At 36.5% G+C, this 14,727-nt stretch carries 15 protein-coding genes; 8 read left to right on the plus strand and 7 right to left on the minus strand.

Annotation, left to right across the window (positions count from 1 at the left end; all coding sequences use genetic code 11):
- Nucleotides 1–100: 100 nt before the first annotated feature.
- The 4 genes from AC22L0_RS25370 to AC22L0_RS25385 all read right to left on the minus strand — a co-directional run bounded on the left by AC22L0_RS25370 (nt 101) and on the right by AC22L0_RS25385 (nt 3,787).
- Nucleotides 101–1,573, minus strand: coding sequence for a sodium:solute symporter family protein (locus tag AC22L0_RS25370; protein ID WP_087964875.1), 1,473 nt, complete (start codon nt 1,571–1,573; stop codon nt 101–103).
- Nucleotides 1,570–1,767, minus strand: coding sequence for a DUF3311 domain-containing protein (locus tag AC22L0_RS25375; RefSeq protein ID WP_000719833.1), 198 nt, complete (start codon nt 1,765–1,767; stop codon nt 1,570–1,572). Before AC22L0_RS25375 ends, AC22L0_RS25370 begins: the two co-directional genes overlap by 4 nt.
- Before the next feature lies 1 nt (nt 1,768).
- Nucleotides 1,769–2,944, minus strand: a complete 1,176-nt coding sequence (locus tag AC22L0_RS25380; RefSeq protein ID WP_000382127.1) for an amidohydrolase — start codon at nt 2,942–2,944, stop codon at nt 1,769–1,771.
- Between the two features lie 132 nt (nt 2,945–3,076).
- The gene (locus AC22L0_RS25385; RefSeq protein ID WP_000734488.1) at nt 3,077–3,787 is read right to left on the minus strand and encodes a C39 family peptidase; all 711 of its coding nucleotides are present in this window, start codon (nt 3,785–3,787) and stop codon (nt 3,077–3,079) included.
- Between the two features lie 375 nt (nt 3,788–4,162).
- Between AC22L0_RS25385 and AC22L0_RS25390 the strand changes: the two genes are divergently transcribed.
- The 8 genes from AC22L0_RS25390 to AC22L0_RS25425 all read left to right on the plus strand — a co-directional run bounded on the left by AC22L0_RS25390 (nt 4,163) and on the right by AC22L0_RS25425 (nt 12,444).
- Complete coding sequence (locus tag AC22L0_RS25390; protein ID WP_087964873.1) at nt 4,163–5,578, plus strand: amino acid permease; 1,416 nt, start codon at nt 4,163–4,165, stop codon at nt 5,576–5,578.
- Nucleotides 5,579–5,860: 282 nt separating this feature from the next.
- Entirely contained in the window at nt 5,861–6,736 is an 876-nt protein-coding gene (locus AC22L0_RS25395) for a cytochrome aa3 quinol oxidase subunit II (RefSeq protein WP_487272517.1), read from the plus strand.
- 33 nt (nt 6,737–6,769) lie between these two features.
- Nucleotides 6,770–8,704, plus strand: coding sequence for a cytochrome aa3 quinol oxidase subunit I (gene qoxB, locus AC22L0_RS25400; RefSeq protein ID WP_000762367.1), 1,935 nt, complete (start codon nt 6,770–6,772; stop codon nt 8,702–8,704).
- Nucleotides 8,705–8,717: 13 nt separating this feature from the next.
- Complete coding sequence (gene qoxC, locus AC22L0_RS25405; RefSeq protein WP_000729318.1) at nt 8,718–9,320, plus strand: cytochrome aa3 quinol oxidase subunit III; 603 nt, start codon at nt 8,718–8,720, stop codon at nt 9,318–9,320.
- Complete coding sequence (gene qoxD / locus AC22L0_RS25410; protein WP_000068425.1) at nt 9,321–9,632, plus strand: cytochrome aa3 quinol oxidase subunit IV; 312 nt, start codon at nt 9,321–9,323, stop codon at nt 9,630–9,632.
- A gap of 220 nt (nt 9,633–9,852) precedes the next feature.
- Entirely contained in the window at nt 9,853–11,682 is a 1,830-nt protein-coding gene (locus AC22L0_RS25415; RefSeq protein WP_000399972.1) for a monovalent cation:proton antiporter family protein, read from the plus strand.
- 52 nt (nt 11,683–11,734) lie between these two features.
- Nucleotides 11,735–11,992 carry a DUF4022 family protein gene (locus tag AC22L0_RS25420; protein WP_044129536.1) on the plus strand — a complete coding sequence of 86 codons (258 nt, stop codon included), beginning with the start codon at nt 11,735–11,737 and terminating at the stop codon, nt 11,990–11,992.
- Nucleotides 11,993–12,006: 14 nt separating this feature from the next.
- The gene (locus AC22L0_RS25425; RefSeq protein WP_000587681.1) at nt 12,007–12,444 is read left to right on the plus strand and encodes a GNAT family N-acetyltransferase; all 438 of its coding nucleotides are present in this window, start codon (nt 12,007–12,009) and stop codon (nt 12,442–12,444) included.
- Between the two features lie 39 nt (nt 12,445–12,483).
- Here the strand turns inward: AC22L0_RS25425 and AC22L0_RS25430 are convergent, their stop codons facing one another.
- From AC22L0_RS25430 to AC22L0_RS25440, 3 genes are all read right to left on the minus strand, one after another.
- Nucleotides 12,484–12,912, minus strand: a complete 429-nt coding sequence (locus AC22L0_RS25430) for a hypothetical protein (protein ID WP_000706629.1) — start codon at nt 12,910–12,912, stop codon at nt 12,484–12,486.
- A 1-nt stretch (nt 12,913) separates the two neighbouring features.
- The gene (locus tag AC22L0_RS25435; protein ID WP_000301183.1) at nt 12,914–13,117 is read right to left on the minus strand and encodes a helix-turn-helix transcriptional regulator; all 204 of its coding nucleotides are present in this window, start codon (nt 13,115–13,117) and stop codon (nt 12,914–12,916) included.
- Between the two features lie 198 nt (nt 13,118–13,315).
- Nucleotides 13,316–14,608 carry an NCS2 family permease gene (locus AC22L0_RS25440; protein WP_000487191.1) on the minus strand — a complete coding sequence of 431 codons (1,293 nt, stop codon included), beginning with the start codon at nt 14,606–14,608 and terminating at the stop codon, nt 13,316–13,318.
- Nucleotides 14,609–14,727: the final 119 nt, after the last annotated feature.

Consider the following 14,727-nt stretch of genomic DNA (forward strand, 5'->3'; position numbering starts at 1 on the left):
AATCGGACTTTTACAGGCAGCAGGGCCCCTACCTAACTTCTTTGCTTCCGCTTAATTTTGAGTTGAGGGTCTTACTGCCCGTTAATGCGGGATAAACGAATTACTTTTCTACTATTGTATTGTTTTTCTTTATAGATACACCTTTTGTAAGTCCACTAACTACAAACATCACAATTATATTAATTAACAATGCGACTATACCTACATTCAAATCTTTTATATACTGCGGGAAGCTCGGAAACATCGTGGCTATAGTTGAACCAGATAAGGTAATATATGCGACCACTAATAGCCCAACTCCCATTCCTGCAATCGCCCCTTGCTTCGTAATAATTTGACGTGGAAACAAGCTACATACAAGTGCAGGGAAAAGTTGTGTAACAATACTGTATCCCATTAATAGAAGCGCTCCTATCGTTTCTCCTCCTTTAAATGTAAATAAAACTGCCACGAGCGTTACTACAGGCACAAATAATTTTGCCATCTTAGCAACTTGTCTATCTGAAGCAGATGGAACTATCGTTCGATAAATATTTTTCGCTAACAGTGTAGAAGCCGCCATAACAAGCATCGAACCCGGAACCAATGCCGTTAATACTCCCGCACTACCAATAATTCCAATAAACCAAGGGTCAAACGTTTGAAGAGCAAGTCTGAACAATGAAAGGTCTACATCCGCTCCTTTTAATCCCGGAACCTGTAATATAGCAGCAAATCCTGCAAAAAATACGAAAAGTAAAACTAAAGAATACAATGGCATAATTGCTGCATTTTTACGAAATACTTTTTCATTTTTTGCAGAAAAAGCAGAAGCAAATGTATGAGGCCACATATAGAAACCGAGGGCCGTTAATATAATAGTAGAAACAAACCAAGAAATACTCATTCCTTCTTCAGATAAAGATAAAAATCCCGGTTTCGCTGCCTCTACAGCCTCAAACATCGGCTGAAATCCTCCATAATAATGATACGGTAAATATATACCTAAAAACATAACGATAAACAGTATCATAATATCCTTCAAAGCGGCCGTCCAAGCCGAACCATGTATACCTGAAACCATTACATATATAGTTATAACAATAGCACCAATCCAAACCGCAACAACAGGTGACACCCTTCCGTAAGAAGCTTCTGAAACGATAATTCCCAGTCCTTTTAACTGTAAAACAAGATATGGGATGATGGAAACAACACCAACAATCGAAACAATAAGTCCAAGCGCTTTACTTCTATATTTCTTCGCAAAAAAATCCGACTGTGAAACAAGGTTATGCTCTTTCGCATACTTCCAAATCGGTGGCAATAAAAAATACGATAAAAGATAAGCTAAAGCGCCATAACCTAAAATATAAAAGGTAGGTGCTCCTTTACTATATGCCCAGCCACTTCCTCCCAAAAATGTAAACGTCGTATAAATTTCACCTGCCATAAGGAGAAAAACAAAAATAGTGCCAAACCCTCTTCCCCCAACTGACCATTGCTCTAAATTCATATCTTTTCCATGTTGTGCCCGAATCCCTAAAAATAGTGCGAGAAACAAAAATAAAATAATGATAAGTAATGCAGTCATTTTACATCCTCCTTATTAGCAGGATCAAACACGTACACAAGCCCCATACAAAAAGATGTAATAAACACTGATAATAATACCCAAAATAATAAAAATGGCATCCCTAATACGTAAGGAGTAACTGAATTCGCAAATATTGGCCCAACTACTAAACAAAGAACTGGGATAAGCGCTAGAATGTGTATTTTCTTCATCTCATTCTCCTTTACTTATAAAGTTCATAATGGCTGATACAAAGACTTCCACTCCAATCGGCAATGCATCTTCGTCAATCGTAAAACGAGGGTGATGGTGAGGATATATAATACCTTTCTCTTTATTTCCCGCTCCGATAAAAAAGAATGTCCCCGGTGCCTTTTGTAAAAACGCTGAAAAATCTTCTCCAGCCATAGTCGGCTGTAAACGAACAACTCTATCCCTTCCATAAAGTTGTAATGCCGTTTGTTCAATAAGCTCTGTAGCTTCATAGTCATTTACAACTGGTCGATACCCATATTCATATGAAAATGTATATTTCGCTCCGTAAGATTCCGTAATATGCTTCACAATCCGCTCAATCTTCTTCTCTGTTTCACCTCGTAATTCATGTCTTAAACTTCTTACTGTCCCTTCAATCTCGGCTTGCTCTGGTATTACATTATGAGTTGTCCCCGCATGAAATTGTGTAACAGATATTACGAGAGAATCTAATGGATTCGTGAGGCGAGATACAATTTGCTGAAGTTGCGAAACGACTTGTGTTCCAATTGCAATACTATCCACCGTTTCATGAGGGATTCCAGCATGTCCACCTTTTCCCTCTATCTTAATTTTAAAAACATCCGGTGCAGCCATTGCAGGGCCATAAATAACACCTATTTTCCCAACCTCTAATGACGCCCAAAGGTGAGCACCAATAATATAATCCACACCTTCCATTACACCTGCAGCAACCATCTCCTCTGCACCACCAGGAAAATTCTCTTCAGCATGTTGGAATAGAAAACGAATCTCCCCTTTAATTTTCTCTCTTTCTTCTACTAACTTATGTACAACCCCAAGTAATATCGCTATATGTCCATCATGACCACATGCATGCATTACACCTTTATATATAGAAATAAAATCAAACTCATTTTCTTCATGAATAGGAAGAGCATCCATATCGGCTCGAATCGCAACTGTTTTGCCCGGATGTTTACCTACTAACTTTGCCATCACACTATATTTAGTCGGCCGTGACACTTCTAAATATGGGAATTTCCGAAGTATATCGAACACAAACTGCGATGTTTTCTCTTCTTGAAAAGATAACTCTGGATACTTATGAAAATGCCTTCTCCACTCAACCAACTGATTTTTTGACAAAACAAGTTCCTTTGCAACATCCATTTCTCTTCTCCCCTTCTTCACCAAGTTAAATGTTATTATAACGTGAATTGTTAACTTTTAAAAGAATCTTCTGAATTTTCAGTGATGATAAACTAAAAAGAAAAAGCCATCCAAAAGATGACTTTTTCATTATTATAAAATAGTAATTGCTTGTTTTCCCATTTGCTCCCAAGCTTTCTCAAATTCTGCTCGCGGAACAGCCAAGCGCGGATTATTTTTAAGAGGATCATTTACATATACAAAGTTTTGATCATATCCAATTACTACTGCACTATGCTCATAATATGTAATTTTCACTTCGCCTGAACTCGTATTCCATGTTTCAAAACTACTTTCAGCTAGCGGCTTAAACGTCGTATTAATAATGACCCATACCGGAGAACCAGAACTAATTACTTTATATATATCTTGCATGTCTCTACCTGTTAAATTAATTACTTTTTCAGGAACATATTTTTCTGCTAAATCAAAGATTGGTTTATTGTATACACCATATCCAGGCTCTGCCTTTGTATAAATATTTCCCACAAATCCCTCGTAAGGATTTCCACGCAAACCATTTTGTTCAAATGGAACACGATGAATTTCGCTAGCAAGTTGCATCTTATCTACTTGTACACCTTTATATTGCAGCAACATAGCTAAACTTGTCACTTCACATCCTCGAGGTAATTCTGGTAATTGTTTAATAAACGGAACATCTTCAATCATAGCTGCTTCTTTCATTTCAGATAGAAACTCTAAGCGTAGAACTTGCGCCTTTTGCATGATTTTATCTTTTCCTATAAAAAATGCAGCAGCAAGTATAATCCCAAAAACAAAAAGATATTTTAACTTTTTCATTATAAACAAAACTCCATTAATTATTATTTTACAGACACAACTCTTATCATTGTACCCTTCTTCTTACTAGTTTGCTAGAAAGATCATGTGAATTATCGCTCATAGAATTAATTATAAAAATTCTAATTATTTTTAATAAAAAGAAAAATAAATATACATTTACAGAATATTTTGCTAAAATCAAAATTGTTAACATAGTGAAGATATCACCATGTTAACAAACATTCTTAGAGTATTTAGTCATAGTTCGTTTTTTACATACTCCATTCATTTCATAGCAAATAAACCGAGTGTGTTTTGCATCCCCCACTAATGATTAAAAACTCAGAATAAAACGAAGTTTACACATTCAAAAAAATACGGGGTGAGGGGCATATGAATCAACAAATTGAACAAACAGATTTAAAACGAACAATGAAAAGTAGACACCTATTTATGATTGCACTCGGCGGTGTTATCGGAACCGGGCTATTTATGGGATCTGGTCAAATCGTCCATAATGCCGGACCTGGTGGTGCTATTCTTGCATTTTTAGTCGGTGGATTTGTTATGTATTTAACGATGTTATGTCTTGGTGAATTATCCGTTGCTATGCCAGAAGCAGGTTCATTCCAAAGTTATGCAAGCAAATTCATTTCACCTGGTTTTGGATTTGTTGTCGGTTGGATGTATTGGTTAAATTGGGCTGTTACAGTTGGCGTAGAGTTAACAACTGTAAGTATTTTAATGAAACGCTGGTTTCCAGAAGTTTCTTCCTGGATTTGGTGCGTTACATTTGCAGCAGCACTCTTCCTCGTAAACGCTTTATCAGCAAAAGCATATGCAGAAGCAGAGTTTTGGTTCGCAAGTGTAAAAGTCGCGACAATTGTCATTTTCATCGTGCTTGGTGGCGCTGTTATGTTCGGTCTACTAGACTTTAATGGAAAGCCAGCTCCAATGCTTCATAATTTCACTGAAAATGGCGGGCTATTTCCCAACGGTGCATTAGCTGTTCTTCTTACGATGATTACAGTAAATTACTCCTTCCAAGGAACAGAATTAATTGGAATCGCTTCAGGAGAAAGTGAAAATCCTGAAAAAACAATTCCAAAAGCAATAAAAAATACAATTTGGCGAACTCTCTTCTTCTTCGTCTTAGCGATATCAGTTGTTGTAGGTTTACTCCCATGGCAAGAGGCTAATCTAGTTGAAAGTCCCTTTGTACTTGTATTTGATGTAGCCGGTGTCCCATATGCAGCAGACATTATGAACTTTGTTATTATTACAGCTGTATTATCCGTTGCTAACTCTGGTCTATACGCAAATTCTCGTATGCTGTGGGCGATGGCAAAACAAGGAATGGCAAGTCCAGCATTTACGAAATTAACTAAAAAAGGTGTACCGCTAAATGCATTAATTTTCAGCCTAATTTTCGCTAGCCTGTCCTTACTAACAAGTGTATTTGCGGCAGATACTGTCTTTCTAGTTTTAACATCTATTGCAGCAATGGCTGCCGTTGTAGTTTGGATGTCAATCGCCGCTTCACAGTTTTTCTTCCGTAGAAATTTCGTGAAAAATGGTGGCGACATAAATGATTTAAAATATCGTACACCGCTCTATCCACTCGTTCCAATCGTAGCGTTCTCGCTCAATTTCATTACATTTGTTAGTTTGGCTTTCATTCCAGATCAAAGAATTGCTCTTTATTGCGGCATTCCATTTATGATTATTTGTTACATTTTATACCAAGTTAAATATAAAAAAATTGTCACACTTGAACAGCCACGAACTGTCACACGAGAAATAAACTAAATATACAAAATATTCAGCTATCTTTCTTATAATAAGATAGCTTTTTTCTATTTCTTGGATATCCTGGTATAACTTTATTTATCTTAAAATTTTCACAATCACGTTTTTCTCTGGAAAATAGTTTACAATGTAATCAAGTTACAAATGATATTCACCTTAAAAAGTGTGCATTTGTGTCTATTTTTTAACAATATATCAAAAACTATTGCCTTCTATAAATTAATAGGTTTATATTGTTTTATTGGCATAGTTTCAATCCAAGGAGAAAGGAGATTTTCAATCGTGCAACTAAAGAAAGCGTTTTGGAAGTTGGCTTCGCTTCTTCCGTTATCATTACTTCTGTTCCTCGGTGGCTGTGATAAAAAACTCGCAGTATTAAATCCGCAAGGACCTGTTGCAAAAGCACAGTATGATTTAATTGTTTGGTCATTCTTGCTTATGTCATTAATTATCGCAATTGTATTCATTCTGTTTACAGTCATCTTGATTCGTTATCGTGAAAAACCAGAGAATATGGACTATGAGCCACCTGAACAACACGGTAACACATTACTAGAAATTATTTGGACGCTTGTTCCTGTTATTATCGTTATCGCATTATCGATTCCAACAGTAAAAGCAACTTATGCTTCGGAAGAGGTTCCGAAAGAGTCCAAACATATTAAACCAGTTGAAATTTATGTTACATCTGCAAACTGGAAATGGTTATTCAGTTACCCAGAGGAAAAAATTGAAACCGTTAACTATTTAAACATCCCAGCTGGTGTACCAATTCAATTCAAACTGACTTCTGTCGGCCCAATGAATGCTTTCTGGGTACCAGAACTTGGTGGTATGAAGTACACAATGGATGGCATGATTATGGATCTTTATTTACAAGCTGATAAGCCAGGTTCTTACCTAGGTCGTAGTGCGAACTTCTCTGGTGAAGGATTCACTCACATGGAGTTCGAAGTTGAAGCGAAAACTAAAGAGAAATATGACAAGTGGGTTAAAGAAGTACAACAAACTGCTGATAAGTTAACAGAACAGAAATACAACGAAATTATTAAACCTGGTGTAGTTGGACGCATGACGTTCTCTAGTGACCACTTAAGTTATGTAGATCCAAAATCACTTGAATATTGTGATTACAACTACTACAAAAACAAAAAATAATAGCTATTATTCCAACAGATTGGAGTGAACACAGTGAAGCTTGATGAATTCTTTGTCACAGGTGACCCGATTATTTACGGTGCAGACGCTTCTATCGTTCTTGTGACATTAGCAATCATTTTCGTACTAACAAAGTATAAAAAATGGAAATGGCTTTGGGACGAATGGTTGACAACTGTTGACCATAAAAAAATCGGAGCCATGTATATTATTTCTGCGGTTATCATGTTATTCCGTGGTGGTATGGATGGTTTAATGATCCGTGCACAGTTAACATTCCCAGAAACAACTTATTTAAACGCTGAACACTATAACGGAATCTTTACAACGCATGGTACAGTAATGATTCTTTTCATGGCAATGCCATTCGTTATGGGATTAATGAACCTTGTAGTACCATTACAAATTGGTGCTCGTGATGTTGCATATCCGTTCTTAAATGCTTTAAGTTTCTGGTTATTCTTTGTCGGAGCAATGTTATTCAACATCGCTTTCGTAATCGGTGGTTCTCCAGACGCTGGGTGGACTTCTTACTTCCCAATGGCAGGTACAGAGTTTACTTCAGGCGTAGGAAATAACTACTACGCAATTGCATTACAGATTTCAGGTCTCGGTACGCTAATGACCGGTATTAACTTCCTTGTTACTATCTTAAAAATGCGTACACCTGGTATGACTTTAATGAGAATGCCAATGTTTACTTGGTCAATCTTAATTACAACAATTATCATTATTTTCGCTTTCCCAGTATTAACAGTTGCTCTTGCATTAATGACATTTGACCGTCTATTCGATGCTCACTTCTTTACGATGGCGAGCGGCGGTATGCCGATGTTATGGGCCAACCTGTTCTGGGTATGGGGTCACCCTGAAGTATATATCGTTATTTTACCGGCATTCGGTATTTTCTCTGAAATCATTAGTACATTCTCACGTAAGCGTCTATTCGGTTACAGTGCGATGGTATACTCAATGGTTGCAATTTCTTTACTAAGTTTCGTCGTATGGCTTCACCACTTCTTCACGATGGGTGCAGGTCCAGCGGTTAACTCATTCTTCTCGATTTCGACAATGGCGATTTCGATTCCAACCGGTGTTAAGATCTTTAACTGGTTGTTTACACTGTATAAAGGACGTATCCGTTTTACAGTTCCAATGCTTTGGTCATTGGCATTTATTCCAAACTTCGTAGTCGGTGGGGTTACAGGGGTTATGCTTGGAATGGCAGCTGCTGATTATCAATACCATAACAGCTACTTCCTAATCGCTCACTTCCACTACGTATTAATCGCAGGTACAGTATTCGCTATGCTTGCTGGATTCACATTCTGGTATCCAAAAATGACTGGTCATATGTTAAATGAACGCCTAGGTAAATGGACATTCTGGATCTTTATGAGCGGATTCAACATCTGTTTCTTCCCAATGTACTTCTTAGGTTTAGACGGTATGACTCGTCGTATGTACACTTACTCTGAAAGTCTTGGATGGGGATGGCTAAACCAAATCGCATCTGTTGGTGCGGTAATGATGGGTATCGGCTTCCTACTTCTTTGCTACAACGTAATTTGGAGTGCACGTCACGGTGAACGTGACACAACTGGAGATCCATGGGATGGTCGTACACTTGAATGGGCAACTCACTCTCCTGTACAACATTACAACTTCGCGAAGCTTCCTGAAATTAAAGAAGCTGATGCTTTCTGGTACATGAAAAAACGCGGAGAAACAGTTACACCAGCAGCAGAAGATATCAAACCAATTCACATGCCAAGTAACTCTGGTGTGCCTATTATTGCGTCTGGATTCTTCGGTCTTGCAGGTTTCGCATTAGTATTTAGCTGGTTCTGGCTTGCAGCAATCGGTGGAGTTGGTATTTTAGCTTGCTTAATCTATCGTTCATTCGATTATGATGAAGGTTACTATATCAGTGTTGATGAAATTAAAAAAACAGAACATATAGCATGAGAGGTGAAATGACATGGCGGCTTTAGATAAAAGCTTACCTTTGGAATATCAATCCGAACAAAGCAGATTGAATATCCTAGGATTCTGGATTTTTCTTGGGGCTGAAATTATGCTGTTCGCAACACTTTTCGCCTCTTATCTAGTCCTTGCTGGTCGTACGGCAGATGGCCCAACACCAGCGCAATTGTTTGAACTTAAAACGCTTTTAATTCAAACATTACTACTTTTAACAAGTAGTTTTACATGCGGTATCGTAATTCATGAAATGCGTAAGCATAACCAAAAAGCGATGCTTGGATGGTTCGTCCTTACATTACTTTTAGGTGCAGGTTTCCTATTCTTTGAGATCGAAGAGTTCATTATGTACATTGGTGAAGGCGCAACAATTCAAACAAGTGCTTTCTTATCTGGATTCTTCGTTCTTCTTGGAACGCACGGAGCTCACGTAACAGGCGGTATCATTTGGGCAACTTGTGTTATTATCCAAATTTTAAAACGAGGTTTAACACCAGTTACAGCTCGTAAAGTATTCATTATCAGCTTATACTGGCATTTCCTTGATCTAGTTTGGGTCTTTATTTACACACTAGTTTACTTGAACGGGATGGTGGCGTAAATGGCTCAAAACAACAATCAAGCAAACGGGCATGCGCATAGCGGATTCCCTTGGTCACACGTTTTCGGATTTATTTTATCGCTTGCATTAACGTTTCTAGCGTTATACGTGGCACTTTACACAACATTGCCACTTTCAACAGTCTTAACAACTATTATCATAATGGCTGTTGCGCAAGCATTGTTACAATTAATTATGTTCATGCATTTAAAAGAAGGAGAAGGAAGAGTTCAAATTCTTACAATGATATACAGTTTCTTCGTTGCAACTGCAACAGTTGGTTTAACTGTATGGATCTTCTTCTCAATGTAATGTACATGAAAAAGACTGCTGAGATTCCTCAGCAGTCTTTTTTTATCCCCTCCCCTATTACATCCACATTACGGAATTAACAACAGAATCATGAAAAATATACTTATTATGACAAATGTTAAGAAAAATCTTTCTTTATGAAATCGAATCCATATGCGTTGCTTTTCTACCTATTATATGGCTAAATAGGTACTATATTTATTTGAAGGGAGAGAACGCAATGGAACATCATACTTCTGTTCTATCACTTATGGTTGTCGTTGCAATCGCGTTTTTCGTTCCCCTTTTGTTACAACGCTTTAAATTAAAAGCACTTCCTGTTGTCGTTGCAGAAATTATTGCAGGAATCTTTGTAGGTAAAAGTGGGTTTAATATTATTGAGCCAGATATATGGCTTCAAGTTTTATCAACATTAGGATTTATCTTCCTCATGTTCTTAAGCGGTTTAGAAATTGATTTTTCTATCTTTAAACAAAAAGGGAAAAAAAATACGACAAACGAGCCAAATACATTTCAAGTAGCAAGCATTATCTTCTTATTTATTTTCATCTTATCTTATGCCCTATCATTACTATTCGTATGGCTAGGATTTGTAGATAATGCAATGTTCATGACTTTAATTATTTCAACTATTTCTTTAGGTGTTGTTGTACCAACATTAAAAGAAAACAACCTAGGAAAAACTGCAATCGGACAAATCATTTTATTAGTTGCTGTTATTGCAGACTTAGTTACAATGATTTTACTCGCTGTTTTCGTCGGATTAAATTCCGAAAGCGGTCAAAGTATGTGGCTCTTACTTATTCTATTCGGTGCCGGTATTGTCATTTACTTTATTGCAAAACGCTTTAAAAACATTCCATACTTAGATAGTTTAAAAGCTGGTAGTGTACAAATTGATACACGAGCTGTTTTTGCACTCATTTTAATCTTAGTTGGGTTATCGGAATCTGTTGGAGCAGAAAATATTTTAGGTGCCTTCTTAGCAGGTGTACTTGTATCGTTATTATCACCAAATGAAGATATGGTGGAAAAACTTGATTCTATCGGCTATGGTTTCTTCATCCCTATTTTCTTCGTAATGGTTGGTGTAAATCTAGAGGTGTGGTCTATTTTCAAAGAACCTTCTAGCATGCTAATGATTCCAATCTTAATTGTAGGACTCTTTATTTCGAAACTCTTACCATCACTCGTCTTAAGAAAATGGTATCCACGTAATATCGTACTTGGAAGTGCAATCTTATTAACATCGACACTTTCTTTAGTTATTGCGGCTGCACAAATTGGTGAAAAACTGGAGATCATCAGTCCAAGTTTATCTGCCTCTCTTATTTTAAGCGCAGTTATTACTTGTATTTTTGCACCTATATTGTTTAAAAAAATGTTCCCAAAAGTAGAAACACCAAAACCAAAAGTAGCTATTATTGGCGCGAGCAGAATTACCCTTCCGTTATCACTAGATTTAAAACGAGAAGATTATGACGTAACGCTATATATGATGCGTCAAAACAAAATAAATGATGAAGAAGCGAAATCACATGACTTCCCTATCGTGAAATTAGATGACATCACAATCGCATCATTAACTGAACAAACAGCATTTGATGCAGATCGCGTCGTTGTTGCAACAAGCGATGATGAACAAAACTTATTATTGGCAGAACATGCAAAAGAGCTAGGTGTTGAACATGTTATTGCAAGTGTAGAAGATCCACTTCTACAAGAAAAAGCAACGCAAGAACATATCGCTGTATTCTCAACAATTAACTCTACACGTATTTTATTACGTGCACTTATTGATAAACCTAGTCTCGTTCGCTTAATTACAACAGCAAACGAAACAGTACGTGAAGTTGAACTGCGCAGCAATAAATATAACGGCGTTGCGCTTCGCCGCCTCCCGTTTTTAGGTGATGTACTTGTCATTCAAATCTACCGCGGTAACAAAGCATTAATACCACATGGTGATACAAGACTACAACACGGTGACACATTACTTGTAACAGGTTCAAAAGAACATATCGATACACTAAAAAACATATTAGAGTAAAAAAATGCCCCTCACATAATTGAGGGGCATTTTTTTAACTTCATATGGTAAAATGTTACTATCACATATTATGAGGATGGATCACATTATGTCTATTGTAACTTTAGCTCTTTTATTATTAGCAGAAATACTCGTTGCCATTATTCTCATCGGTGTTAGTATTGAGATTTGTAGTTACGGATGGAAAAAATCGAATGGAATAAAATATTCTTGCCTCCTACTTTCACTCCTTCTCGGAACTGCTAGCATACTCGGACTTCTCGCCGCACCTGCTTATTTCTTTATACAATTAACAGAAAAGGCCTTATAAGAAAGGATGTTAATATGATTATCGTGAAAAATATTGAGGGATCTGAAACTTACGTATTACGTCAAAAAATTTTACGCCCCAATCAAACATTAGCAGATTGTAAATATCCTTCCGATTATGAAACAGACACCTTCCACTTAGGCGCATTTATAAACGATGAACTAATTAGTATCGCTTCCTTCTCAAAAGAAATATACCCTGACCTACCAGCCGGTATTCATTATCGTCTACGAGGAATGGCCACATTACCTGAGTTTCGAAACAACCACGCTGGAAGCTCCTTAATTCAGAATGCAGAACAAATCTTACAAGAGCGTCAAGCAAATATGTTATGGTGTAATGGCCGAATTACTGTAACTGACTATTACAAGCGATTAGGCTTTCAGGAGCATGGTGAAATTTTTGAAATTAAACCAATTGGCCTTCATAAAGTTTTGTATAAAAAGATATAAGAAAAGCTTTCCTCAATACGGGAAAGCCTTTCTTATATTTCAATCTTCTCTTTTTATTTTTTTCATATATATGTATATAAACAAACTAGGAACTAAAAAACAAGCAAACATAATAAGTCCTGTCATACTAATTTCCTTTATCGAAATATCTGGTGTTACAACGATACAAATAGCTAAAATCCCAATAATAATACCCACCGGAATGAATAATAGCTTCATAAAATAACGACGCGACACTCCGCCCGTATGCTCATACACTTCCACTGAATTTTTCAGATTTAAAAAGTTAATAATTATTATCCCGCCCATAAATACCATTAATAAATCCGAAACACTTTCATATCCTGCCCCTTGCAAGACATAGCGGTAAAAGACGATAGCTAGTATGACGATATTTTGTAAGATGAAAGCTAATCTAATATGTTTTAACCCTTCAATCATTAAACGTTCATCTTTCACGATTTTCATCCTACCACTCCTTTTCCTCCCAAAACAAATCATTCAACGTTTTATCTACTGCATAACAAATTTTTAAACATAAATCTAAAGATGGATTGTATTTCCCCTTCTCAATTAAACTAATCGTTTGCCTTGTAACGCCTACTTTTTCTGCTAATTGTTGCTGTGTTAAATCTAACTGAACACGCGCGACTTTTATTTTACTTACAGCCATTCATGTTCCTCCTTCACCCTTATTGTAACATATATATTCCATTACGTAATTTATATTTTACGAAACCAATTAAGTTTTCATCTTATCCCGATTGGTGTGGGCTAATACACAGTGAGGACATCCGCTACTGCCTATAGTTTCACTTTATTATACACAAAAAGGGAGCCTCCCATAAGAAGGCCCTCTCCTATATTTATATTATAAGAATAAATGACATCCAAATAAGAATGCAAATAAGTATAGTAATGGATGTACTTCCATCCCTTTACCCTTCACAATTTTCAAGACTGGATATACTAAAAATCCAATTGCGATTCCATTTGCAATACTAGATGTTAACGGAATACCTATAAAAATTAAAAATGCTGGTAACGCATCTTCAAATTCATTCCAATTAATATCTCGAATGCTTTGCGCCATTAAACTACCTACTATAATTAATGAAGGAGCTGTAATAGCGGCTACACTTGATAGAGAAGCAATAACAGGACTAAAAAATGCCGTTATAATTGTTAGACCAACAACTACAATCCCTGTTAATCCAGTTTTACCACCTGCAGCAATACCTGCTGATGATTCAATCGTCGCTGCTGTTGGGCTTGTTCCAAAGATAGAACCTGTAGTCCCGCCAATTGCATCTGCAATAAACGCTTTACCAAAACGCTTCTCTGTATTGTCTGTAATTAAACCTGCTTGTTTAATTAAACCGAGTAATGCACCTGTTGTATCGAATAAAAGTACAAGTAAAAATGAAAATACAACGCCGTATAATCCGTATTCAATTACATCTGAAAAGGCATTGATTGGGTTTGAAACGATGATACCCTCTGGTAAATGAGGCATCGCCACAATTTTATCAGCAAACTTCAATTGCCCTGTAAAGAAGGCAATAATTCCTGTCACAATCATACTAATAAATAATGCACCGCTCACACGCAATGTCATTAATACCGCCGCTAATATTAAACCAATTAAAGTTAAAATAACAGCTGGAGAATGAAAATCACCAATCGTAACTAAATTAGACGGATGATCCACGATAATTCCAGAAAGGCGCAATCCAATAAAAGCAATAAATAGTCCAATTCCACCTGCAATTGCATGCTTTAAACTATCAGGAATTGCTAAAATTAACTTTTGCCTAAACGAAGTAAAAGATAATAAAAGAAAAATAATCCCCGTTACAAATACAGCTGAAAAGGCAACTACATATGTAATCCCTTCTGCCTTCTGTACAACAGAATAAGCAAAATATGCATTCATTCCCATAGCTGGAGCAATAACAATCGGGTAATTCGCGAAAATCGCCATACCTACTGTTCCAACAACGGTTGCAATAATTGTTGCTGTAAACGCTTGGTCAAATGGTACACCTGCATCAGATAATATTTTTGGATTGATGACAAGAATATACGCAAATGTAAAAAAAGTTGTGATGCCAGCTAAAAACTCTTGCTTCACAGAAGTGTTATATTTTTGTAATTGAAACATGCTTATGTACCCTTCCTACACCTGAATTATTATCACACATTCTTTTTCTTACTAGTATGTGAGAAAATATAATACTTAATCTTAACAATCAATAAAAAGAAGAGTCAATATATTCCCTA

The organism is Bacillus sp. LQ01, assembly GCF_057624735.1.

Bases quoted from the DNA above. Each gene is read 5' to 3' on its own strand.
- AC22L0_RS25370 (WP_087964875.1), bottom strand. From the start codon at position 1,573: ATGACTGCATTACTTATCATTATTTTATTTTTGTTTCTCGCACTATTT.
- AC22L0_RS25375 (WP_000719833.1), bottom strand. From the start codon at position 1,767: ATGAAGAAAATACACATTCTAGCGCTTATCCCAGTTCTTTGTTTAGTA.
- AC22L0_RS25380 (WP_000382127.1), bottom strand. From the start codon at position 2,944: ATGGATGTTGCAAAGGAACTTGTTTTGTCAAAAAATCAGTTGGTTGAG.
- AC22L0_RS25385 (WP_000734488.1), bottom strand. From the start codon at position 3,787: ATGAAAAAGTTAAAATATCTTTTTGTTTTTGGGATTATACTTGCTGCT.
- AC22L0_RS25390 (WP_087964873.1), top strand. From the start codon at position 4,163: ATGAATCAACAAATTGAACAAACAGATTTAAAACGAACAATGAAAAGT.
- qoxC (WP_000729318.1), top strand. From the start codon at position 8,718: ATGGCGGCTTTAGATAAAAGCTTACCTTTGGAATATCAATCCGAACAA.
- qoxD (WP_000068425.1), top strand. From the start codon at position 9,321: ATGGCTCAAAACAACAATCAAGCAAACGGGCATGCGCATAGCGGATTC.
- AC22L0_RS25415 (WP_000399972.1), top strand. From the start codon at position 9,853: ATGGAACATCATACTTCTGTTCTATCACTTATGGTTGTCGTTGCAATC.
- AC22L0_RS25420 (WP_044129536.1), top strand. From the start codon at position 11,735: ATGTTACTATCACATATTATGAGGATGGATCACATTATGTCTATTGTA.
- AC22L0_RS25425 (WP_000587681.1), top strand. From the start codon at position 12,007: ATGATTATCGTGAAAAATATTGAGGGATCTGAAACTTACGTATTACGT.
- AC22L0_RS25430 (WP_000706629.1), bottom strand. From the start codon at position 12,912: ATGAAAATCGTGAAAGATGAACGTTTAATGATTGAAGGGTTAAAACAT.
- AC22L0_RS25435 (WP_000301183.1), bottom strand. From the start codon at position 13,117: ATGGCTGTAAGTAAAATAAAAGTCGCGCGTGTTCAGTTAGATTTAACA.
- AC22L0_RS25440 (WP_000487191.1), bottom strand. From the start codon at position 14,608: ATGTTTCAATTACAAAAATATAACACTTCTGTGAAGCAAGAGTTTTTA.